This window comes from Paenibacillus mobilis (genome assembly GCF_058267595.1).
On sequence record NZ_JBZCMS010000002.1, the window covers coordinates 407,492 to 428,377 of the forward strand.

General features: G+C 49.8%; 26 protein-coding genes. All 26 read right to left on the reverse strand.

Annotation, left to right across the window (positions count from 1 at the left end):
* Nucleotides 1-30: 30 nt before the first annotated feature.
* The 26 genes from AC3ZPD_RS05070 to AC3ZPD_RS05195 all read right to left on the reverse strand — a co-directional run bounded on the left by AC3ZPD_RS05070 (nt 31) and on the right by AC3ZPD_RS05195 (nt 20,813).
* Nucleotides 31-1,005 (reverse strand): polyprenyl synthetase family protein, encoded by a 975-nt coding sequence (locus tag AC3ZPD_RS05070; protein WP_490983180.1) that lies wholly within the window; start codon nt 1,003-1,005, stop codon nt 31-33.
* Nucleotides 1,002-1,868: a menaquinone biosynthetic enzyme MqnA/MqnD family protein gene (locus AC3ZPD_RS05075; RefSeq protein ID WP_490983181.1), complete on the reverse strand. Its 867-nt coding sequence runs from the start codon at nt 1,866-1,868 to the stop codon at nt 1,002-1,004. Before AC3ZPD_RS05075 ends, AC3ZPD_RS05070 begins: the two co-directional genes overlap by 4 nt.
* Entirely contained in the window at nt 1,849-2,472 is a 624-nt protein-coding gene (locus tag AC3ZPD_RS05080) for a UbiX family flavin prenyltransferase (protein WP_490983182.1), read from the reverse strand. Before AC3ZPD_RS05080 ends, AC3ZPD_RS05075 begins: the two co-directional genes overlap by 20 nt.
* Complete coding sequence (locus AC3ZPD_RS05085; RefSeq protein ID WP_490983183.1) at nt 2,469-3,344, reverse strand: UbiA-like polyprenyltransferase; 876 nt, start codon at nt 3,342-3,344, stop codon at nt 2,469-2,471. Before AC3ZPD_RS05085 ends, AC3ZPD_RS05080 begins: the two co-directional genes overlap by 4 nt.
* Nucleotides 3,337-4,059 carry a demethylmenaquinone methyltransferase gene (locus AC3ZPD_RS05090; RefSeq protein ID WP_490983184.1) on the reverse strand — a complete coding sequence of 241 codons (723 nt, stop codon included), beginning with the start codon at nt 4,057-4,059 and terminating at the stop codon, nt 3,337-3,339. Before AC3ZPD_RS05090 ends, AC3ZPD_RS05085 begins: the two co-directional genes overlap by 8 nt.
* Nucleotides 4,060-4,071: 12 nt before the next feature.
* Complete coding sequence (locus AC3ZPD_RS05095; protein ID WP_490983185.1) at nt 4,072-4,941, reverse strand: heptaprenyl diphosphate synthase component 1; 870 nt, start codon at nt 4,939-4,941, stop codon at nt 4,072-4,074.
* Nucleotides 4,942-5,057: 116 nt separating this feature from the next.
* Nucleotides 5,058-5,615, reverse strand: coding sequence for a hypothetical protein (locus AC3ZPD_RS05100; RefSeq protein ID WP_490983186.1), 558 nt, complete (start codon nt 5,613-5,615; stop codon nt 5,058-5,060).
* A gap of 98 nt (nt 5,616-5,713) precedes the next feature.
* Nucleotides 5,714-5,962, reverse strand: a complete 249-nt coding sequence (gene mtrB / locus AC3ZPD_RS05105; protein ID WP_490983187.1) for a trp RNA-binding attenuation protein MtrB — start codon at nt 5,960-5,962, stop codon at nt 5,714-5,716.
* A gap of 125 nt (nt 5,963-6,087) precedes the next feature.
* Nucleotides 6,088-6,360, reverse strand: coding sequence for an HU family DNA-binding protein (locus AC3ZPD_RS05110; protein ID WP_094093334.1), 273 nt, complete (start codon nt 6,358-6,360; stop codon nt 6,088-6,090).
* A 275-nt stretch (nt 6,361-6,635) separates the two neighbouring features.
* The gene (gene spoIVA / locus AC3ZPD_RS05115; RefSeq protein ID WP_490983435.1) at nt 6,636-8,114 is read right to left on the reverse strand and encodes a stage IV sporulation protein A; all 1,479 of its coding nucleotides are present in this window, start codon (nt 8,112-8,114) and stop codon (nt 6,636-6,638) included.
* Between the two features lie 449 nt (nt 8,115-8,563).
* Nucleotides 8,564-8,920 carry a 2Fe-2S iron-sulfur cluster-binding protein gene (locus AC3ZPD_RS05120; RefSeq protein WP_490983188.1) on the reverse strand — a complete coding sequence of 119 codons (357 nt, stop codon included), beginning with the start codon at nt 8,918-8,920 and terminating at the stop codon, nt 8,564-8,566.
* 2 nt (nt 8,921-8,922) lie between these two features.
* The gene (locus tag AC3ZPD_RS05125) at nt 8,923-9,558 is read right to left on the reverse strand and encodes a nucleotidyltransferase family protein (RefSeq protein WP_490983189.1); all 636 of its coding nucleotides are present in this window, start codon (nt 9,556-9,558) and stop codon (nt 8,923-8,925) included.
* Nucleotides 9,559-9,748: 190 nt separating this feature from the next.
* On the reverse strand, nt 9,749-10,024 hold the full coding sequence (locus tag AC3ZPD_RS05130) for a stage VI sporulation protein F (RefSeq protein ID WP_490983190.1): 276 nt from the start codon (nt 10,022-10,024) through the stop codon (nt 9,749-9,751).
* Nucleotides 10,025-10,129: 105 nt separating this feature from the next.
* Complete coding sequence (locus AC3ZPD_RS05135) at nt 10,130-11,167, reverse strand: NAD(P)H-dependent glycerol-3-phosphate dehydrogenase (protein WP_490983191.1); 1,038 nt, start codon at nt 11,165-11,167, stop codon at nt 10,130-10,132.
* A gap of 1 nt (nt 11,168) precedes the next feature.
* Entirely contained in the window at nt 11,169-11,783 is a 615-nt protein-coding gene (gene plsY, locus AC3ZPD_RS05140; RefSeq protein ID WP_490983192.1) for a glycerol-3-phosphate 1-O-acyltransferase PlsY, read from the reverse strand.
* Between the two features lie 11 nt (nt 11,784-11,794).
* The gene (gene der, locus AC3ZPD_RS05145; protein ID WP_490983193.1) at nt 11,795-13,120 is read right to left on the reverse strand and encodes a ribosome biogenesis GTPase Der; all 1,326 of its coding nucleotides are present in this window, start codon (nt 13,118-13,120) and stop codon (nt 11,795-11,797) included.
* Nucleotides 13,121-13,337: 217 nt separating this feature from the next.
* Entirely contained in the window at nt 13,338-14,588 is a 1,251-nt protein-coding gene (gene rpsA / locus AC3ZPD_RS05150) for a 30S ribosomal protein S1 (RefSeq protein ID WP_490983194.1), read from the reverse strand.
* A gap of 139 nt (nt 14,589-14,727) precedes the next feature.
* A complete protein-coding gene (locus tag AC3ZPD_RS05155; RefSeq protein ID WP_490983195.1) occupies nt 14,728-15,309 on the reverse strand; it encodes a lysophospholipid acyltransferase family protein in 582 nt (193 codons plus the stop codon).
* Nucleotides 15,306-16,016, reverse strand: coding sequence for a (d)CMP kinase (gene cmk, locus AC3ZPD_RS05160; protein ID WP_490983196.1), 711 nt, complete (start codon nt 16,014-16,016; stop codon nt 15,306-15,308). The genes AC3ZPD_RS05155 and cmk overlap by 4 nt, the downstream gene beginning before the upstream one ends.
* 96 nt (nt 16,017-16,112) lie before the next feature.
* Nucleotides 16,113-16,343 carry a hypothetical protein gene (locus tag AC3ZPD_RS05165; protein WP_490983197.1) on the reverse strand — a complete coding sequence of 77 codons (231 nt, stop codon included), beginning with the start codon at nt 16,341-16,343 and terminating at the stop codon, nt 16,113-16,115.
* Between the two features lie 82 nt (nt 16,344-16,425).
* Complete coding sequence (locus AC3ZPD_RS05170) at nt 16,426-17,088, reverse strand: flagellar brake protein (protein WP_490983198.1); 663 nt, start codon at nt 17,086-17,088, stop codon at nt 16,426-16,428.
* A gap of 129 nt (nt 17,089-17,217) precedes the next feature.
* A complete protein-coding gene (gene ypeB, locus AC3ZPD_RS05175) occupies nt 17,218-18,582 on the reverse strand; it encodes a germination protein YpeB (RefSeq protein WP_490983199.1) in 1,365 nt (454 codons plus the stop codon).
* 85 nt (nt 18,583-18,667) lie between these two features.
* The gene (locus AC3ZPD_RS05180; RefSeq protein WP_490983200.1) at nt 18,668-18,817 is read right to left on the reverse strand and encodes a hypothetical protein; all 150 of its coding nucleotides are present in this window, start codon (nt 18,815-18,817) and stop codon (nt 18,668-18,670) included.
* Between the two features lie 71 nt (nt 18,818-18,888).
* Nucleotides 18,889-19,578 (reverse strand): glutamic-type intramembrane protease PrsW, encoded by a 690-nt coding sequence (gene prsW, locus AC3ZPD_RS05185; RefSeq protein ID WP_490983201.1) that lies wholly within the window; start codon nt 19,576-19,578, stop codon nt 18,889-18,891.
* A 98-nt stretch (nt 19,579-19,676) separates the two neighbouring features.
* Nucleotides 19,677-20,294 (reverse strand): genetic competence negative regulator, encoded by a 618-nt coding sequence (locus tag AC3ZPD_RS05190; protein WP_490983202.1) that lies wholly within the window; start codon nt 20,292-20,294, stop codon nt 19,677-19,679.
* Between the two features lie 183 nt (nt 20,295-20,477).
* Nucleotides 20,478-20,813, reverse strand: coding sequence for a hypothetical protein (locus AC3ZPD_RS05195; protein ID WP_490983203.1), 336 nt, complete (start codon nt 20,811-20,813; stop codon nt 20,478-20,480).
* Nucleotides 20,814-20,886: the final 73 nt, after the last annotated feature.

Genomic DNA, 20,886 nt, shown 5'->3' on the forward strand with positions numbered 1-20,886 from the left:
TTTAGCAGAAAAGGAGGAACGAATGAAAGACTAATATGTTCTTCTATTCACAAAATGCGCAATATCCTGCAAATTTTTTCTCGCTTTATTTTCGGGAAGGCGGGAAAGCGCGTCCAATGCTTTCTCGATGAAACGGTCGGCAAGCTCTTCCGCCGTCTTCACACCGGAGCTTTGCCGGATCATTTGAATGGCGCCTGACGCGTCCTTACGCCCGTCCATTTTGTGAATTTCGCGGATTTCCTGAAGCAAAGGCTCCCGAAGGCGGGTTTCCTGCAAAGCGAACAGCACCGGCAACGTAATGTTGCCTTGACGCATATCGCTGCCCGGGGGTTTGCCGATCTGCTTTTCGGTGCCGAACAAATCAAGCAGGTCATCCCGGATTTGGAAGGCCATGCCCACATTGTAGCCGTAGCGGTAGAGCAGATGGCTGACCCGTTCATCTGCTCCGGCAGCTATAGCACCAAGCTGACAGCTGATCGCGATCAGAAGCGCTGTCTTCCGCCGGATTCTCAGCAAATAGTTGCGAACCGACTGCTCGGTATTAAAGAAATCCCGGATTTGCTCCATTTCGCCCACGGACATCTGGACCATCGCTTTCGCCAGAATCTGATGAATTTTCGGATCTTCGAGCCGTGTTGCCAAAGTCAAAGCTTTCCCGTAGATATAATCGCCGGTATACATCGCAATCCGGTTATCCCACTGCGATTTTACCGTTGGTTTGCCGCGCCTTGTATCGGCATCGTCAATGACATCGTCATGAACCAGCGAGGCCGAGTGAATCAATTCCAGCGGTACGGCCACATACTGGAGCTTTTCCAGATCGTAGCTGCCAAACTTGCCGCCGAGCAAGACAAAAACGGGCCGCAGCCTTTTTCCGCCGGCCTTGAGGAGATGGCTTGACGTTTCGCTTAGCAGGCCCTCTTCACCCTCAATGCTCTTATACAGCTGCTTTTCGATGAAATCCATATCTTTTTTCATGGGGCCAAACAGATCCAACATTTTCATCCTTTCACCTGAGTCCGCGTAATCTCGTTCCAGAAGGACATCTGTACGGGCTGTTCCAGCAAACCAAGCTCATAACCATAATCAAAATAGAGCTGAAGCCCCTGCTGTCTTTCTTTCGTAAAATCATAACATAAATTTTGGAAATAATGATTCCAATAAGCCTCGGTACCGCCGAGTTGTTCGCAAGCTTTCACGACCAAAGGGCGCAGATCCTGCCCGCTCCGCCTCCGGCTTTCATGAAAAGCCTCGGTAATTTCGCTCAGCCAGGCTTCATGGGCGGCCGCAAACGATTGCTGAACCGCAAATACCGCAAATGTCATGCCGAACCCGGTCCACTCTTTCCACACTTTGCCCAAATCCGTGACCTGATAACCGTGGTCCCGCCAGGAAGCTTTGATGGCATGGTCGCCGATCAGCAGGGCGGCGTCGCTTTGCGCCATCATCGCGTCCAGATCGGGTTCGCTGTCCCAGTACACCGGCCGGCCTTTATAATGCTTTTCGATGATGATCTTCAAAAGATTTACGGACGTAGCCGAAGTGTTCGTTAGAGCAATCGTGCCGTTAACCGCCTCTTCCAAAGGTTTCTTGGAGAAAACGAGGATGGAATTAACCGGTCCCTCCGAGCTGACCGACAAACCTGGCAGCAGGGTAAGCTTACGGCTGGCAGAGCCATAGGCAAAAGAAGAAACCGGGGAAAGATCGAGGTCTCCAGCGATCATTGCCCGGTTCAATACGGCCGGTACTTTGGTAATGATTTCAATCGGCCGGCTAAGTTTTTTTTCGTCAAAATAGTGCGTGATTGGCCAAACATTCGTGTAATCGATGATGCCCATACGGGTCGGTTTAATTGGTGTATGGCTCATGTTGCTCCCCCCATCTCTTGAACAGCCGGTGTTCAATGCGCAGACTGTCCAGCACTTTTCCAACCATAAAGTCTACCAGATCGTCCATCGTTGCCGGCCCGAAATAAAATGCGGGCATGGCCGGGATGATTTTGACTCCAAGCCGCGCCAGCTTCAGCATGTTCTCCAGATGGATCGCATGCAAAGGCGTTTCTCTCGGGACAAGGACAAGTTCTCTGCCTTCCTTAAGCATAACGTCTGCAGCACGGGCCAGCAAATTGTCTGAGGTCCCATGGGCAATCGCGGAAAGCGACCCCATGGAGCAAGGCATCACGATCATGCCGTCCACCCGGAACGATCCGCTGGCAATCGAAGCCCCGATGTCGCCGATCACGTGGTAAACAAGTTTGCCCGGATAACGACCGAATGCATCGGCAAGCGCTTTTTCCCGGTCGGATACCTCCCAGCCCAGCTCCTCTTTAATCACTCTCCAGCCGGCTTGGGTGATTACCAGATGGACGTCGTAATTAAGCTCAAGCAGCACGGAAACGAGCCGGATGCCGTAAACGGAACCGCTCGCTCCCGTAATACCAACTACCAAAGGACGTTTGATCGCTTCGCTCATCGGTATACGTTCACCGCCAGGTCAATCAGGGTGAAGAAGAACACTACAATGCTGAGTGCTCCATTCATCGTAAAAAACGCCGTTTGCAGCCGGCTCAAATCTTTAGGAGTAACGATGGTGTGCTCATAAAATAAAATAATTAAGGCAATGACGATGCCGCCGGTATACCACCAGCCGAGGTGGGCCAGCAGAAGCAGCGCTACAAAACCGATAGCAGTGATGATGTGGAAGGCCTTTGCGATAAGCAAAGAACGACGTACCCCGAAGCGGGACGGAATGGAGTATAAACCTTCGTTTTTATCAAATTCAACGTCCTGGCAGGCATAAATGACATCAAAACCCGCTACCCAAAACGCAATAGTGACAAACAGCACAAAAGCCGTCAAGTCCACTTTACCGGTTACGGCCACCCAGCCGCCAAGCGGAGCAAGGGCAATGGTAAAACCGAGGACGACATGGCACAACCATGTAAAACGTTTGGTATAAGAATAAAGCACCAGCATAACCACCGCGATCGGCAGCAGCTTCAGAGCGAGCGGATTCAGTTCGGAAGCCGCCCAGAACAACAGGACAAAAGAAACGATAATAAAAATGAGGACTTCAGAAATGCGAAGCAGCCCCGCCGGTATGGCTCTGCCTTTCGTGCGAGGGTTCTTGCCGTCGCTTACCCGGTCTATCAACCGGTTAAGACCCATTGCAGCGCTGCGCGCCCCAAACATGGCCAGAAGCACCCAGCCGATCTGGGCCCAAGTCGGAAAAGAATCCTGCATGGCAACCGCCCCCAGCAGCGACCCCATAAAAGCAAATGGTAGCGCAAACAGGGTGTGCTCGAATTTGATCATTTGCAGGAAAACGCCTAGCTTTCTAAACATGATGTTTCTCCTTCACTCCAATATGTAAAGCGGCTATCCCGCCCGTCAGAGGGTAGGCCTTCACTTCAGTCAAGCCCGTTTCCCGAAAAATATCCGCAAGCTCGTGCCTGCCGGGAAATTGAACCAGCGAATCCGGAAGCCACTTGTATTGCTCATACCTTTTTGCGAACAGCTTCCCCAAAAAAGGCAGAATCCGTTTGAAATATAAATAATAAATGCCTTTGAAAGGCTGCCAGGTCGGCTTCGATAATTCAAGGCAGACGACCATGCCTCCGGGTTTGACGACCCGCAGCATCTCGCTCAGCACTTTGCGCAGGTCAGGCACGTTTCGGAGTCCGAATCCGATCGTGGCGTAATCAAACAGGTTGTCTTCGAAAGGAAGCTCCATTGCGTTGCCCTGAATCAGGGAGATCCGCTCCTCCAGTCCTTTCTCCTTCACCTTGGTCTGGCCGACAGCCAGCATGTTGGGACTGAAATCAAGGCCCGTAATCGGCCCCCCGCTAGTCTCAGCCATGCTGATCGTCCAGTCGCAGGTGCCGCAGCATAAATCGATGGCCGTATTTCCCGGTTCCATCTTCATTTTGGCCATCGTAAATTTTCTCCACGCCTTATGCTGCCGGAAGCTTAAAATATCGTTCATCAAGTCATATTTGGGAGCGATGCTCTCAAATACGGAGTGTACAAATTGTTCTTTCCCTTGCGATTTGTTCGCCATCAATCATGCACCTTACCCTTCATTCCATGCTGTGTTCGGTTTGCTTAGCAGCGCTTTGAAAGGTTCGGCAATCCCTGCTAATTCTTTGTAAAACCGCTCCCCGGACATCTCCTTCAACAGCTGCTGGAGCTGCTCGACCGACTGATGCAGCTTGTCTGCGAGCTGCTCCAGCACTTTATACTTCAGCAGCAGCGAGGACCAGTCCCTCGTGTTCAGTTTGCTCCGGCTGAGCAGGGCTTTGTCTTCCGCGCTGCCGGATTCCATAATCCGCAAATAAGCGAAACCCAAATGTCCCGGAGTTTCTCCCGCTGTAAGGGACATTTCCGTCACAATCGCTTCGCACCGGCTCACCTCGGCCAGCAGCGGCCGCCAATAGTGCTGGGCCGACTTGTCCAGCATAGGGGTGAAAAAAGAAAACAGCTGCATTTTTAGTAAAGCGGATTCTTTCACATAATCCTCTGCGCTGAGCAGAAAGTCTTTCATTTTCGTGTAAAAGAGCGCCTTCACCCGGTTTACTTCGCATACGGCCGATGACAGCAGGGAAATATGCTGAATCTGGTTGGTTTTGGCGAGCAGCTGATAGAACAGGCTACTGAAATAATCGCCGGCCAGCACCTTCAGCTGCCGGGAGCGCATCAGCCGCTCTTCCTTCCGGACCGGCTCCGGATCAATCAGATCGTGCGTATCCAAACCGAGCTGCAGCAGGTAAACGGCCAGCGCGCATATCTCAAGCTGGCTTTCGTTGTCCGGCTGCTGATGTTTGAGGAAAGTGTATAACAAACGGACTCGGGAATCCGGGAATTCCGCCAATTCCGTATGTGCAGAGATCATGTCGTAATCGACATATTTTTTTGCCAAGTCAGGTACACGATACAATTTCATGTTTTGCCTCCGAGCCGAACTAGTATGACATTAACGGTTTGCCACAATGTTGTATATTATATCACAATTTAATACCTTGCGCACGATGCGAGGCTTCCGTTTTTGGTGCACGGGACCTATTTATCAGGCTTGGGGTAGGATTTTTTCCACAAAGCGGTTTCCACGATGTGAAGCCTTGTTTTTAAAGATGGCTCAAGCGGGGCGTTCCCTGCTGTTTTAAGCTCCTTTAGCACCTGATCCGCATCGCCCGCTAATTCGGACCGGCTCATCTCCGACGCAAGCAGCAGATGTCTGCTGCCCGTCCACGCTTCCTCGGCCACCATTCTGATCCGAAGCTGCCCGATGTTATCGCTCCTCACAAACGCAAGCTCTGCCAGCTCGGCCATGTCCTCATAGATCGGCGCTGCCCCCTCGCTGCTGCTCCGGATCTTCAAATCAACCGCAAGCAGAGTTCCCCTCAGATCAACCCGGGTGATCTGCAGGTGGAGCGGCAAAGCCGACAGCACATCTACCAGATTCTCCTCCGTGATCCGCAGCGCGGACTCCTCAGTGATGTTTTGTCCCGCCGCCAGGCGCAGCTGTCCCTCTTCCGTTTCCTGCAGGAGTTTGGCCGACAGCCCTACGACAGCCAGGACAGAGAAACCGAGCAGCACCATCATTTTCCATCGCATCAAAAGGTATTCCCTTCTTTCTTACCCACAAAACGGGGGTATTCATAGCAGGTCCATACCTCATTTTACAACGAAAAAAAGCAGGCTATGCCTGCAGCTTGTTATTCTTCCGTATCAATTACACCCAGCTTGGTCATGATGACCGCTTTGCCCCGCACTTTAACGGCGGAAGTATGATCCGTAAACTGGGCAATCAGCACCTCGCCTTTATCCAGCTTCTCAGTATGATGAAAGCGGGTATCCTTGCCACGGGTTAATCCGATGACTTGAACTCCCTGTTCTTTGGCTTTAATGACAAAATAATCTCCGCTTGCGCTGCTTTGGCCGGTGCCTCCGCCTGATTGTTCCATATCGAGAGTCCTCCCTCCCGGAGTCTTGTTTTAAATTGCTTATATTCTATATCTTATGAACGGAAAAAGAAAGGGCCGTGAACATTAGCCCACGTCCCTTCTTACGGAAAAATATGTAGAAAGCTTTATTTAATTCCGTCTTTAAGCGCTTTGCCTGGTTTGAAAGCAGGGATCTTGCTGGCAGGAATCTCGATTTCTTCACCAGTTTGCGGGTTGCGTCCTTTACGGGCGGAACGTTCACGAACCTCGAAGTTTCCGAATCCAACCAATTGTACTTTGTCTCCGTTTTGCAGAGCTTCGGAAATCGCTTCGAATACAGCGTCAACTGCTTTCGTTACGTCTTTCTTGGAAAGCTCAGTGCTTTCAGAAACCTGAGTAATCAGTTCAGACTTATTCATTATTTCACCTCCCCAACAAAAATAGCATTCTGGTATAATTTGTTTCCGTTTTGATCGAAATTATACGCGAATTTCCTGAATTAAGCAAATAAAGGTTTAAATAATCCGTGAAAATCGCGGACTTTGCGTACCTTTTGAAGCCGAGAACAAACTTATAGTAATACAGCCAATCTCTAATTTCAAGTTAAAAATGCTAGATTCCGCTAACAAAAACCAGCCGGGAGTGTGTTTTACACTCCCGGCCGGCTGGGCTTTACATCGTTTTAATCCTGCGTTTACAAAATAATGGCGATCAGTCCGCCCGATCCTTCATTGATGATACGTCCAAGCGTTTCCTGCAGCTTGTAGCGGGCGTTATCCGGCATAAGGGCAATTTTGCCCTGAATCCCTTCGCGGACGATTGAATGCAGGGAACGGCCGAAAATGTCGGACTCCCAGATTTTGATCGGATCGTTTTCGAAGTCCTGCATCAAATAACGCACAAGCTCTTCGCTTTGCTTCTCCGTCCCGATAATCGGCGCAAATTCGGATTCCACGTCAACCCGAATCATGTGAATCGACGGTGCGGTGGCTTTCAGCCTAACGCCGAATTTGGAGCCTTGACGAATCAGCTCTGGTTCGTCAAGCGCCATTTCCGCAAGGCTAGGAGCCGCAATGCCGTACCCGGTCGTCTTCACCATTTCAAGCGCTTCTGCAAAACGGTCGTATTCGCGTTTCGCGTGCGTAAACTCCTGCATCAGCTGAAGCAGGTGATCTTTGCCCCGGATTTCGACCCCGACCACTTCCGTCAGGATGCTGTCGTACAAATCATCCGGCGCATACAGGTCGATTTCAGCAACACCCTGGCCCATGTTAAGACCGCTTAAGCCCGCGCGGTCGATGAAATCGTATTCCAGAAAGCTGTTGACCACACGGTCCACGTCCCGCAGTCTGCGGATATCCTTAACGCTTTCGCGGACGGAGGATTCATAATTGCTGCGCAGCCAGTGGTTTTCGTTCAGCACCATGACCCAGCTAGGCAGATTGACGTTGACTTCATGTACCGGGAATTCGTAAAGCACCTCGCGAAGCACGCCGGTAACGTCTTCTTCCGTCATCGTGGCCGCACTAAGCGTGATCACCGGTATATCATATTTGGCCGCCAGCTCGCTGCGGAGCTGTAGAGCTTCCTCACTGCGCGGTCTGGTGGAGTTGATTACCAGTACAAACGGTTTGCCAACTTCCTTTAATTCCTCGACGACACGTTCCTCGGATTCCACATAAGAGGAACGCGGGATATCGGCGACGGTTCCGTCTGTCGTAATTACGACGCCCAAAGTCGAGTGCTCCTGAATCACCTTGCGGGTGCCGATTTCAGCCGCTTCCTGGAACGGAATCGGTTCTTCGAACCAAGGCGTAGAAATCATTCTTGGACCGTTTTCATCCTCATATCCTTTGGCTCCGTCTACGGCGTATCCGACGCAGTCCACGAGGCGCACATTCACTTCCAGACCTTCGTCCACCTTGATTTGGACCGCATTGTTAGGTACGAATTTAGGCTCGGTGGTCATGATCGTTTTGCCAGCGGCGCTTTGCGGAAGCTCGTCGACCGCCCGGACACGGTCAGCTTCGCTAGCGATATTCGGCAGAACTACGGTCTCCATAAAACGTTTGATAAAAGTGGATTTCCCTGTGCGGACCGCCCCGACAACCCCCAAATAAATATCTCCTCCGGTGCGTTCGGCAATGTCCTTAAAAATGTCGACTTTCTCCAATACCAATGATATCCCCTCCTCAAATTTCGCCGAAGGATAAATGCCCTGCGAGCATCCGCCCTTGCTGTAGGAACCGCTTTATTTCCTTTCAAGCTGTTGCAGGCGGCAGAGCAGCCTCCCTATTCCCTCGTCCACCGCCGTGCAATCAGAAGCTGCGCATTCAAGTGAGCGGCGTGAACTCGTACATGCATTTGGACTAGTATCATCTTATGTACCGGATCTTGAATTATGTCTCGATTCGTCTGAACTTTCTCGGCATAATTCAAGAGGACGGCCGGGCGCTTCCTGCGCGCAAAGGAACGGGCATTCCCGCGCTGTACTGAATGTTTATGATAATCTAGCATCTGTTATGACAACAAAAAAAAGAAAAAAGACTGGATATATTCCAGTCCGTTTTCTACGTTCCTATTCCCCATTTTTAGGGTTAAAGATTCCATGCGGAGCTCCCTCTACCACAAGGAGTCTTCGTCCTGAAGTTTCCGGGCTTCGAGCTGCTTACGCACAGCGGCCTTGAGCGGATCTTCAGGCACCTCCACGACGGCGTGTCCGTTGATTTTGGCCTGACAGGCCAGCCGCGTCCCTTCCCGCAACAGCGGTCCCAGCTTCCTTTTTTCAGACGGCGTCGGCGGCGTAAGCTCGGCAGCATGCTCCGCTTTGACTTTGACCTTGCACATTAGACAACTGGCCAGCCCGCTGCAGCGGGTCGGAATATGAATGCGGTTTTGCTGAGCGGCCAGCAGCACCGTAGCTCCCGCGCGTATCTTATACGTTTTGCCCGCAGGCTCAAAGGTAATCGTTGTATCCACGGTTAGAGCCACCCCTCTATATGAGCAAATCCGTTCATTAGGGACTGCTGTTCGTGTGACCAGCCGTTGCGGTAGGCGATTTGCTTCAGCAAACGGACCGGTTCTTCCGGCTTAAGATTCATTTGAACCGCAACCGCCATATAACGGTCAGGTCTTCCCCGCAGCAGGTTAAAGACATACTCATGGGCCAGCGGCATGATTTTCAGCCCGGGAATCACTTCCAAAGCGGCCGGGTCCAGGACCGATTCAACTTCGACTTTGTATCGGGCCAGCGATGCGTGGACTTCGAACTCCCCTACAAGTTCAAGCTTATAGCCCTTTATCGCATAATGGCTCAGCAGAGAAGAATAAATTCCGCTTCTGTCCCATTGGGGATCGTCCAAAACGTATCCCTTTAGCGCCTTATGAATATGAACAGCCGCCTCTTCTTCGGCGTAAATATCGATATCTCTTGGAAGAGCGGCCAAAGGAACCCCCTGCAGCCATAAGCCTACGCTTCCGCCTGCCAGCCACTTCACTCCCACCGGCTCCAGCAGTTCTGTCAGGACTGCCAATGCCTCTTCCAAAACCGGGTTCGGCTGAACGTTTACTTGTCTAATGTAGCTGCCCAGCAGGTCGAGCCTGTCCATGTTGACCATGAGAACCACCAATGTTCATAATAACAGCGAATCTCGTCATCCGCTTTATGACCCTTTCTACTCTTCATGTCCTTATTCTGGCCCTTATTATACCATCACGTCGAATCAATGAAACGTAAAAAACCAAAAAAGAACCTGCGGCATAAGCCGAGGTCCTTGACGGGTTCCAGGGTCAACCTGGAGGCAAACCTTATTTTTTCATCATCAGTTTCATCAAAGATTCCATATTTTGCGGGTTCATGCCGCTTTTCTTGACGGCAGATACGATTTCCGTAATCGTTGCTTCCGAAACCGGTACTTTCGCCATGGCAGACACCGATTTGATTAATTGACGGAGCTGCGCTTCATTTTGCAGTGTCGAAGGTTTGACCGTACTGGCCAATTTCTTGACGGCGCCTTCCGTAATGTTTTTCCCCGCCTTCTTGTTAATCAAGTTCAGGGCTTCTTTGGAAACATTTTTGCTCATGCTCATCCCTCCTCCGGCAGTGCTCTTTGTCACTATATGAAGGAGTCCCGTAAATGGTGAGCCTAACCTTTTTCCCCGTTCAGATCAATGGAACCGATCTTGTTTCTATGTATGCCACTGTTCCCAGGTTTCGAGGGACATGACTTCCATCTCCGTCTTTTTGTCCCGGCCCATCAGCGCTTCCACAGCCGTGCGGGCATCCAGTCCTCTAAAAAGCACGTTGTACAGCTGATTGGCTATAGGCATCTGAACGCCGTATTTTTCGGCCATCTCGTGGGCGGCTTTCGTGGTGCGCACCCCTTCAACAACCATGTTCATTTTTTCAAGCACCTGATCCAGCGGCATCCCCTGCCCAAGCATCGAACCCGCGCGCCAGTTGCGGCTGTGGCGGCTTGTTGCGGTAACGACCAAATCGCCCACGCCGGCCAGTCCTGCAAAAGTAAGCGGATTTGCGCCCAACTGAGCGCCAACCCGGGTAATTTCGGCAAGCCCGCGCGTAAGCAGAGCCGCTTTAGCATTATCGCCATATCCCAGACCGTCTGACATACCGGCACCGAGGGCGATGATATTTTTCAAGGCACCCGCCAGCTCTACGCCAACCTGATCCCGGTTCGTATAAACGCGGAAGTAATTGTTCATGAACAAATCCTGCGCGCGCTGCGCTTCCTGTTCGTCCAGGGAGGCAACCACAACCGTAGTCGGGCACTGCTTGACGACTTCTTCCGCATGGCTGGGTCCTGACAGCACGACAACACGGCCTTCTTCGCAGCCAAGCTCCTCGGCGATCACGGTGGACATTCTTTTTAACGTCTCCGTTTCAAAACCTTTTACGGCATGGATAACCAGCTGCTCCGGCTTCCAATGCTTTTTCAGTTCTTTGGAGACTTGACGGACAGCCGAAGAAGGGGAGACGATTACAATCGCTTCCGCGTCCTTGACAGCTTCGCTCATATCCGTTGTCGCTATAATATTGGAGGGCAGCTTAACGCCGGGCAAATAATGATTCTGATGATCGCGGTTGATCCCATTGGCCTGGTCTGCATTTCGGGTCCAGAGCGACACCTCGATGCCTTTATCGGCAAGTACAGTGGCCAGCGCCGTCCCCCAGCTTCCCGCTACTAAAACCGCCGCTTTCCGAAACAAATCACATTCCTCCTTTGGAACCCAGTTTGTTCTCTCTTCCTTGAACAATTTTAACAATGTTGGACCGGTGTCTCCAGAAGGCAAAAATACAGATCAGAACGCTTGCCCAAAAGTTCGGCCAGAAATCAGCCGCATTCGAACCAAAAATCAGCATAAAAACGGGCGTAAGCAGGACAAGCAGCAAAGATCCTAAAGAGACGTATCGGGTAATTGCTACTACGATGATTAAAACAACAGCCGCGCATAATACGGGAATGATAGCCAGGCAGGCCATTACGCCAATGGTGGTGGCAATGCCTTTGCCGCCGCGGAATCGGAAATAAACCGGCCAATTATGGCCGACAATAGATGCAAGACCGCATAAAGCGGGGATCCATTCATTGCCGGAGCCCAGCCAGTGGCCAAGCAAAACGGCAATAACGCCTTTCAGAATATCCAGGATCAGGACAAGGATCCCCGGACCCTTGCCCAATACCCGCAATGTGTTTGTTGCTCCGGCATTGCCGCTTCCATGATGGCGGATGTCGATGCCCTTCATCCCTTTGGCCATCAAAACGCTGAAGCTGATGGACCCGAGCAGATAGGAAATAATTACGGCCAATACAGAAAGAATCACTTGTCTCTCCCCTAATCTTCTTTATCTGATTTGCGTCGCGTAAAGATACGGATCGGTGTTCCTTCAAAATTAAAGGCGGCCCTGATTTTATTCTCCAGATAACGCTCGTAGGAGAAATGCATCAGTTCCGGATCATTGACGAACACCACGATGGTTGGCGGTTTGACCGCAACCTGGGTTACGTAGTTAATCCGCATCCGGCGACCTTTATCGGTAGGAGGAGGATTAATCGCAATAGCGTCCGAAACCACATCGTTAAGCAAATGAGTCGCCACCCGTCTTGCGTGCTGTTCAGCCGCATGCTGCACTACCGGCAGCAGCTTATGAAGACGCTGCTTGGTTAAAGCGGACAAGAAAACAACCGGAGCATAAGTCATGAACAAAAAGTGATCGCGGATCTTTTTCTCAAACTCATGCATCGTTTTATCGTTTTTCTCCACGACGTCCCATTTATTCACGACAAAAACGGTCGCTTTACCGGCTTCATAAGCATAACCGGCGACATGTTTGTCCTGCTCGATGATACCTTCTTCGCCGTTAATGACGACGAGCACGACATCCGCCCGTTCAATGGCTTTCATCGCCCGCATTACGCTGTATTTCTCGGTAGATTCATAGACTTTGCCGCGTTTTCTCATGCCGGCCGTATCGATCAGCACATAACGCTGGCCATCTTTTTCAAAAGGGGTATCAATAGCATCACGCGTCGTTCCGGCCACATCGCTCACGATGACCCGTTCTTCGCCCAGAATCGCATTTACAAGCGAAGATTTTCCGACGTTTGGCCGTCCAATCAAGGCCACCCGAATAACGTCCTCATCGTATTCCTCCTCAAGAAGCTCCGGAAGATGTTCAACAATAGCGTCAAGGAGATCGCCGATGCCGGTGCCGTGGCTGCCGGAAACGCCAATCGGATCGCCAAAGCCCAGATTGTAAAATTCATATATATGATCCATGCGGCCCAGGTTGTCCACTTTGTTTATGGCGAGCAAAACAGGTTTACCCGAACGGTAAAGCAAATTGCCGACCTCTTCGTCGGACTGGGTAATTCCTGCCTTGGCGTCGCACATAAATACAATGACATCCGCTTCCTCAATCGCAAGCTCTGCCTGGGCGCGGATTGATTTCATGATCATATCGTCCCCATCGATTTCAATCCCGCCTGTATCGATGATGCTGAACGGTTTTCCATTCCACTCCGAGGTACCGTAAATCCGGTCCCTGGTGATGCCGGGTTTATCTTCTACGATGGCGAGGCGGTCACCGATGATGCGGTTAAAAATCGTGGACTTGCCCACATTTGGCCTGCCAACAATAGCCACTACTGGTCTTGCCATTCACATTCCTCCTAAAGCCTGACCTCTGTTCTAGAGGTTATAATTCGTACTTACACACCCTGTCTATCCGTACAACATCATAGCAAAAAATAGGGCGATTGGCGAACACTTGAAATTTACGCTTCACCCGTGCCATGCCCAAAACTCTTTGGTACTAAAAAACGGCGAACCCTCTACCGAGTTCGCCGTTCGCCGCCAACTTTCCAATGGTTGTTTCTTATTTCAATTTGCTCAGTTTATCGCCAAAGCGTTCGCCAAGCGTAATGCTGAGCCCTTGATTGCTCAAGGAAACGTTAGGGTTATTGCCCAAGTCCTCTGCTTTCACGCTATCTCTTCTTTCACGGTTGGGAGCAGAAGATCTTTCCGGTTTAGCGGATTCAGCAGGAGCTTCTTCCGTTTCTTTGATGCTCAGGCTTACGCGTTTCTCGGAAGGATTCACTTCAAGGATTTTAACTTGAACGTCTTGTCCTTCTTTCAGCACTTCATGTGGTGTGCCGATATGTTTATGGGAAATTTGGGAGATATGAACGAGACCTTCAACGCCCGGAGCAATTTCAACGAAAGCGCCGAAAGGAACAAGGCGTTTAACTTCGCCGGTTACGATATCGCCGGATTTGAACTGATCAGCCGCTGTTTCCCATGGTCCTGGAGTAGCCGCTTTGATGCTCAGGCTGATTTTCCCTTTTTCCGGATCCACTTTAAGCACTTTAACTTTGACCTGGTCGCCTTCGGAAAGCACGTCAGAAGGTTTATCAACGTGGTTCCAGGCGATTTCGGATACGTGAACCAAACCGTCCACGCCGCCAACATCTACAAAAGCGCCGAATTGGGTCAAACGCTGAACGGTACCTTCAATCACGGAACCCTCTTTGAGATCGGCCATTACTTTCAGTTTGTTCGCTTCAAATTCTTCATCCAGAACGTCTTTTTGGGACAGGATGACTTTGCTGTTTTCGCGGTCAAGCTCTTTCACTTTTACGCGAAGCGTACGTCCTTTGTAGTCGCTGAAATCTTCAACGAAATGACGCTCCACCATGGAAGCCGGGATAAACCCGCGCACGCCAACGTCGGCTACGATGCCGCCTTTAACAACGTCTGCTACAACTACTTCAAACGTTTCTTTGTTATCGAATTTGGATTGCAGGTCGTCCCAAGCGTTTTCGCTGTCGATCGCACGTTTGGAAAGCACCAGGCTTTCTTTCTCGTCATTGATGCTGACTACTTTCGCTTCGACTTCTTGTCCTACTTGAACCACGTCATTAGCGGAATCAAGGTGCACCGAAGACAATTCACGAATAGGAATGATACCGTCATATTTATATCCAAGACTTACATAAGCCTGATTGTCTTCAACCTTGACAATCGTTCCTTTGACGGTGTCCCCTTTTTTCAAGGATACGATTTGCTCCAGCTCGTCTTGATTTGTCGCTTCCACAACTTCTTGTTGATCTTTGAATTCTTCCGACATTTCAATAACCTCCTCAGTTCAATAAGCCCATTTATTTAAACTCGCTCTTGGCGTAGTTCAAAACATGATGTTATCTGCTATAGCTTGCCAATTCCCCAGATGGTTCATACATTCAGGAATGCGGTCCATCCGGCTGGCGTCAGGCGCCCTTTTGCTTAAGCTTACGGATCGAAGCCATAATTCTCTCCGTTGCTATTTCGACTGCTTCTCCGGAAGGATCACTTCGGAACTCGTCCAAATCCACCGGCGGTCCGTAAACTACTTTTACTTTTTTAAAAAGTTTATAATTGCCAATAATAGCTACTGGAACAACAACCGCCCCGCTGCGGAGCGCAAAATTTGCGGCCCCTTTTTTGATCGCGGCATCGGCTGCGGCTTTCCGGGTGCCTTCGGGGAAAATTCCCATGACATGCCCTTCGCGTAAAAGCTTAAGGGAGGTTTTGATGGAATCCTTGCTGACTCCGCCCCTCTTGACCGGAAAAGCGCCCAGTTCCTTGATCAGCGTTCCGAAAACCGGAACTTCAAACAATTCGGCTTTAGCCATAAAATGAACCTTGCGCTTCAGAAGAAGCGCAACTGCAGGCGGATCGAAATTGCTGATATGGTTTGAACATAACACGACTCCGCCTTCAAGCGGAACATGTTCCAAACCGACTGCTTCGAACCGGAACAGCAGTTTATAAATAGCTTTTACAATTACTCGGGCAAAGCTGTAGATCATTCTACACTACTCTCCATCCCATGAGCCTCACACATAGATACGATGGCTTCAGATACTTCAGAGATTGTCATCTTGGTAGTGTCAAGCAGAACAGCATCGCCGGCTTGACGAAGCGGGGAAACCTCACGTTCCGCATCCAGCCGGTCACGCTCGGCAATATCGCGGGTCAGCTGTTCCAGTGACGTGCTCTCCGGATTCTTAATCTCCTCAAACCGGCGGCGAGCCCGCTCTTCAACAGCGGCGGTCATAAACACTTTGACTTCGGCGGAGGGAAGCACGGTGGTCCCGATATCGCGTCCGTCCATAACGACGCCCTTGCGCAAAGCCATTTGCCGCTGGAGGGAAACCATTAATGCCCGCAGCCCCTCGATTTGCGCATATCGCGACACATTCGCATTGATTTCAAAAGAACGAATCTGCTCTGTGACATCTTCCCCGTCGATCAACACCTTCTGCCCTTCTTCACCTGGTTTTAATTCAATAACCATGTCCCGGGCAACTTGAAGCACTTGATCTTCATTTTCCGGCTGAATGCCCAGTTCGAGCATCCGCAAAGTAACTGCGCGGTACATGGCACCGGTATCAACATAGACGTAACCGAGTTTGCCGGCAACCATACGTGCGACTGTGCTTTTGCCTGCCCCTGCGGGTCCGTCGATCGCGATGTTGATTTTGCAGTTGGTGTGTCCCTTCGATTGACCTGACAAGGGTTTTCCTCCTCAAACTGTAAAACTCAAGAAAAAAGCAGGCATTGCCTGCGACGTGAAAATTATACCACATAAAAAAGAAGGATGCAAAAGAAGTCAGTTTTCTTCGGGCAAGGGGACGGGAAGCACAAAGGCTTTCGGCTCGTCTCCTTCCCACCTTTCAGCCGAGGATAAAACGCTGCGGACAGCCGGAATTCTGAGCAGCCCCTGACATAAGCACAACAGCACCAGCAGCACGATCAGCATTTTTTTTAAAACCCGCTGTACACCGTTGCTGAACTGGATAAAAAGTTTGGTATATTCATCCGATTCGCATTTCTCGAACATAGCTTCCACCTTTTTTCATTAAACTGATTATAGAATACCCAAAAGTTGGAAGAATATGTGCGCAAAGAACTTTTTTAAAAAATTAACGGTTTCGGAAATCGAACTGCCGCTCGAAGCAATACCGGATGATTTTTTGACGTTCAAAATCCGTTATGCCAATAAATTTGAGCATGACCTGCTCCTTACCGTTTTCAAGCTTTTTCTTTCTGACCACTTCCGCTTCAAAATGAACATGTTCGATGGTGCTGTTTTTGTAAGGGACAAGCAACCAGCAATCCAAGTGATCGCCGTCTTCAACCTTTTGACTATGGCCACCGTCTGCGTAATACGAGACGCCTCCCCCGCCGACATCGTCGGTAAAGACCAAAAAACGCTCCCCATTTTTCATGGCTGCCGCCAGTTCTAGCTCGGCCGGGACCCGCAGATAATTTCGGCGCTGGATCTGGGTAATGGAGTCAGGGTCAGGCTTGCGGATCCGCACCTGGCGGACGACATCATTAGTAAAGCCCAAAACGTATGTATTGAAATAATTTTTGGTGCCTGACTCACTCATAAAATAACCGGATAATTCCTCGCCGATATACAGCCTCTTAAGACGGTTTTGACCGATTTCCAACGGCACTTCAATTAGAAAAGCCTCATCTTCGATATCCGAAATGCGTGATTTGTATTCCGGTTTGTTGTCTTCTTTCTCGTCTCCGGATACAACCTGAAGGTATACAAACTCATTAACCTTTGGATACACTTTTTTTCACCGCCGCTACTCATTCTGATTTTCTACTCGAATTATAGCACGTCCTTTCTTTAAAATTGAGCAATTTTTCTATAATAAAAAGACAGCCCTATCCCCGATAAGGCTGCCTTAATGGTGTATTTAAGAGCGGCTGGTGCCGGATTGGCGGAATTCTTCCACTTTCTCCTCTTCGCCGGTGTTGCCGTTCAAATAAATTCTGTAGTCGGATCCGTTGATATGCCCGCTGAATTCATAGGCTGCCACCCGTTCGCCGGCATCGTTTTCGATCACGGCCTGACGGTGGTATTTTTCCTTAAATTCAGGGTTCAAATGTTTGCGGGCGGCAGCGACCGTCATTTTCGCTTTTGGAAGCTCGTCTTTCTGGTCCTTGTTTCTTTCATAAACATAATCGCTGCACTGCAAACCAGTTACCTCGCCATTATCCAAAGCAACCCGAACCGTAGCTTTCTCCGGATAAATCAAGACGCCGTCTTTAGAACGGACAAACGTCATGCTGCCCATGTTGTCATATTCGTCGTAGGTTACGGGTGTCATCCCGTCAAAACCTTTGCTTTTGAGGAACTCGGTAGCTTTCTGTCTGGCTGCAGAGGCCGGAACCGAACGGGAACCCACTTCTCTGGAAAGGTTATAGGAGACCATGTCCCCGCCTTTTTGCGTGAAATCCAAGGAGGCCACGGTATGTGAATTTTTCCCTCCCTTTGTTGCGGTTGCCGTATAGGAAGCCCACTCGGTCCCCGTTCCGTTTTCGGTCACCTTGATGTCCGAAGGCGATGTCCCCAGGAATTTCGCCGCTTTGTCGCGGATTTCTTGCTGGGACACGGGTTTGGTATCCAACTGTTTCACACTGCGTTTCTTATATACGCTTGCTACAGATGGTCCTAGATCAAGCTCAGGATACTCGCCGACTTTTTTATCCACCGTTTTGAATCCGTCGATGATGGTATTATCGGCAGCTGCCTTCTCCGTCGCCAAAGCGGACTCTACATCCATCCATCGGAGACGATTGGAGATAACCTTGTTTTGAACCTGCTGCAGATTTTTCGAAATTTCTCCTGTACTTTTGTACAGCTCCTTCAAATTGCCGAGCTCTTTGTCATTTAACGGCTGTTTGGTCAGATCCCTGGCCGCCGTCGAATAAGAGAACTGGCCCACGCGGGACAGCAATTCTTCTGTTTGATTGAAAGGCAAAAGCGTCAAGGGAAGCTGGTTGATCTCTCCCTGCGCTTCGCTTGTAATACGCCATACATTCATCAGCCCTTTGCGGTGCATCTGAGAAGAATCCGAATTGACCGCCAGGGTGTTGCCAAGCTCTCCGTGGATGCGGTCCACGTGGTAAGACAAGTCATGAAATGCTCGCTGATATTGGTTCTCCGCTTTGAGCAGCACCGAGTTTTTATCCCGGTTCTCCTGATATCCCCAAACCAGAGCTCCGATCAGCAGTATAGTCATGACGGGAAACAATACGCCGCTTAACCGTCTGTACATTAACTATGCGCTCTCCTTTCTTCAATTAACTGCCATTAGTTTGACAAGAAGAAAGGGACTTTATGCATGTTTTTTAAGCAGGCCGTTAGACTGGAATTTCCTCGATATCAAAAGCTTCCGTATTGTCGCAGATGCATTGTTTAAAACCCGTCTCCAGCTTGCCTCTTTCTTTTCTGGCTCTGAGAATGAACCGTTCGCCGCAGCTTTTGCATGTGATCGCCACTTTAATCCGCATAAAAAAACACCCTTTCCCGAAAATTACCTGTGAAGGTACCTTTCGTTCAGGATGCCCAATAATTGGATAATTTAGTCTCTCGAGCTGATCTCCATCGGCCGAAAAGGGGACCGGCTGTTGGCCCGGGTGATTTTGCCCAGTCCGCCATACCAGAGAAAAGCCATCAACGGTGCGATGTACCAAAGCCAATATTCCGTGATGTTGCCGAGGACCCAATCATAAATGCCGTGCCAGAATATAGGGAGCAGCAGGGAAAACAGCAAATACCGGCCGGTTTTATACCCGCTTGAAAACTTCGCCCGGCCCATATAATAACCCATGATCACCCCGAACATCGCATGTCCGGAAACGGGCAGCAGCGCGCGGATCAGAAGCGAGCCTACGGAAGCCTCGTGCGTCAGTCCAAAAAGGACGTTTTCTATGGTAGCGAACCCTAGGGAAACGGCGGTTGCGTATACGATGCCGTCATAAGGCTCGTCGAATTCCGTATGATTATAAATCATGTGGTAGAGAACAAACCATTTAACCAGTTCTTCAATCCCCGCAGAGATCAGAAAGGAATAAACGAATGAATTGTCCCCCAGCCAGAGGATCAGACCCCGCTGCAAGATCATGATCGGAAAAACGATCAGAAATCCCAAAAGGAAAATCTTGATGACCATGTGCAGCGGTTCCGTGTCGTATTTGTCCTTTAAATAAAAATAGGTCAGCAGCGCGATCCCCGGAGCAAGCGCAGCCGTACCAATTGAAAACCATAGCAAACGGCATTCCTCCTTCGGTTCACGCCGCGGTGTTAATCAAAATAAGAAAGGTCCGCATCACCTTAACGGAAGACGCGGACCCCTGAACCTGCCCGTTGTCAGGACTGGCGTTTGAAATGAGATACGATTGTTTGAATAGCATTCTCTTCCATAACGACCTTGCCGTATTCTTCAAGAACTGCCGGAGTAACGGAGGTTGCTTCTCCATATTCAGCCAAAACTGCAATCAACAGCTGCTGTTTGGACTCCTCGACGTCTTCAGGTTCCAGGTAAAGAACCCATTTCCCTTTATAGTTATACAGCCTTCCGGCTCCGGTAAGTGATTGGTTTAGTACATGAGCAGCTTCGATAAGCACTTCAAAGTCGCTGAAGGCATATACAATGGAGTCGCTAAGTTCAAGCGTAACTTCCATCTCATATACGTCGTCCGCCATCTCGTCTTCGTTCATCGAACCAAACGGATGACTCCGATCATATTTGCCCCGCGTCACGATGACGACCATCCCTTGAGCAGGGAGCGCAAAAACTTCGACAGCTAGCGGACCTGTAGCATCAAAGCCCAATTCATTATATGCTTGATCCATCATTTCCGTAAATAGATCCTGGACTTTGGGAATTTCCTGCCACATATCCTCTTTCTGGATGCCGCGTTCGCTAAGGTCATCAAAAGTGAGGAAAATCCGTATCTTATCCTGGCCCAAACGTTCTATCTTCATACAGGATCCTCCTCTCCAATCCGTGTTACAACAGATTATGAAGCACTCAGCAATATGTGCTGGAAATGGTTCTATGTAATTATGTTATCATTTATTTCACTCAATTGCACGCAATAAAATAGTCAAAAAAAAGAATCATTTTCCTGGCTGGGCCAGAAGAAAATGATTCCCTCCGCTCTTCAATTACAAACCCGGAATAATGGTATTGGTTTCTTTCATGATCATTTCAACTTCACGGCGCACGTCAGGGTTGCCTTTAATAAAATCCTTGATCGTTTTGAGGTTAGACTCTTTCAATTCAGCCTTTTGAGCCAAATTCAGGCCGTGATCCTCGGTTTTGCGGGTGTCGGTATGCATGCCGTTATAATTCCCTTTGCTTTTGCTTTTAGCCAGATTGGCGAAGTCAATCATGGAACCGGCGCCCGATGCGGCGGACAACAGCCCTCTTCTTTTTCTAGACGCCCAAACGACGCCGACAGCCCCTAAGGCTACGCCCATTAAAAATGAGGAAGTTTTCATTGCGGGATGCCTCCTTTAAGTTTAAGATCACAAGTATTGTTGCCGCTGCGCACCGGTCTCATGCGACATAAAT

Coding starts and splice junctions, on each gene's coding strand:
- AC3ZPD_RS05070 (WP_490983180.1), bottom strand. CDS start 1,005: ATGAAAATGTTGGATCTGTTTGGCCCCATGAAAAAAGATATGGATTTC.
- AC3ZPD_RS05075 (WP_490983181.1), bottom strand. CDS start 1,868: ATGAGCCATACACCAATTAAACCGACCCGTATGGGCATCATCGATTAC.
- AC3ZPD_RS05080 (WP_490983182.1), bottom strand. CDS start 2,472: ATGAGCGAAGCGATCAAACGTCCTTTGGTAGTTGGTATTACGGGAGCG.
- AC3ZPD_RS05085 (WP_490983183.1), bottom strand. CDS start 3,344: ATGTTTAGAAAGCTAGGCGTTTTCCTGCAAATGATCAAATTCGAGCAC.
- AC3ZPD_RS05090 (WP_490983184.1), bottom strand. CDS start 4,059: ATGGCGAACAAATCGCAAGGGAAAGAACAATTTGTACACTCCGTATTT.
- AC3ZPD_RS05095 (WP_490983185.1), bottom strand. CDS start 4,941: ATGAAATTGTATCGTGTACCTGACTTGGCAAAAAAATATGTCGATTAC.
- mtrB (WP_490983187.1), bottom strand. CDS start 5,962: ATGGAACAATCAGGCGGAGGCACCGGCCAAAGCAGCGCAAGCGGAGAT.
- AC3ZPD_RS05110 (WP_094093334.1), bottom strand. CDS start 6,360: ATGAATAAGTCTGAACTGATTACTCAGGTTTCTGAAAGCACTGAGCTT.
- AC3ZPD_RS05125 (WP_490983189.1), bottom strand. CDS start 9,558: ATGGTCAACATGGACAGGCTCGACCTGCTGGGCAGCTACATTAGACAA.
- AC3ZPD_RS05130 (WP_490983190.1), bottom strand. CDS start 10,024: ATGAGCAAAAATGTTTCCAAAGAAGCCCTGAACTTGATTAACAAGAAG.
- der (WP_490983193.1), bottom strand. CDS start 13,120: ATGGCAAGACCAGTAGTGGCTATTGTTGGCAGGCCAAATGTGGGCAAG.
- rpsA (WP_490983194.1), bottom strand. CDS start 14,588: ATGTCGGAAGAATTCAAAGATCAACAAGAAGTTGTGGAAGCGACAAAT.
- AC3ZPD_RS05155 (WP_490983195.1), bottom strand. CDS start 15,309: ATGATCTACAGCTTTGCCCGAGTAATTGTAAAAGCTATTTATAAACTG.
- AC3ZPD_RS05165 (WP_490983197.1), bottom strand. CDS start 16,343: ATGTTCGAGAAATGCGAATCGGATGAATATACCAAACTTTTTATCCAG.
- ypeB (WP_490983199.1), bottom strand. CDS start 18,582: ATGTACAGACGGTTAAGCGGCGTATTGTTTCCCGTCATGACTATACTG.
- AC3ZPD_RS05180 (WP_490983200.1), bottom strand. CDS start 18,817: ATGCGGATTAAAGTGGCGATCACATGCAAAAGCTGCGGCGAACGGTTC.
- AC3ZPD_RS05190 (WP_490983202.1), bottom strand. CDS start 20,294: ATGAAGATAGAACGTTTGGGCCAGGATAAGATACGGATTTTCCTCACT.
- AC3ZPD_RS05195 (WP_490983203.1), bottom strand. CDS start 20,813: ATGAAAACTTCCTCATTTTTAATGGGCGTAGCCTTAGGGGCTGTCGGC.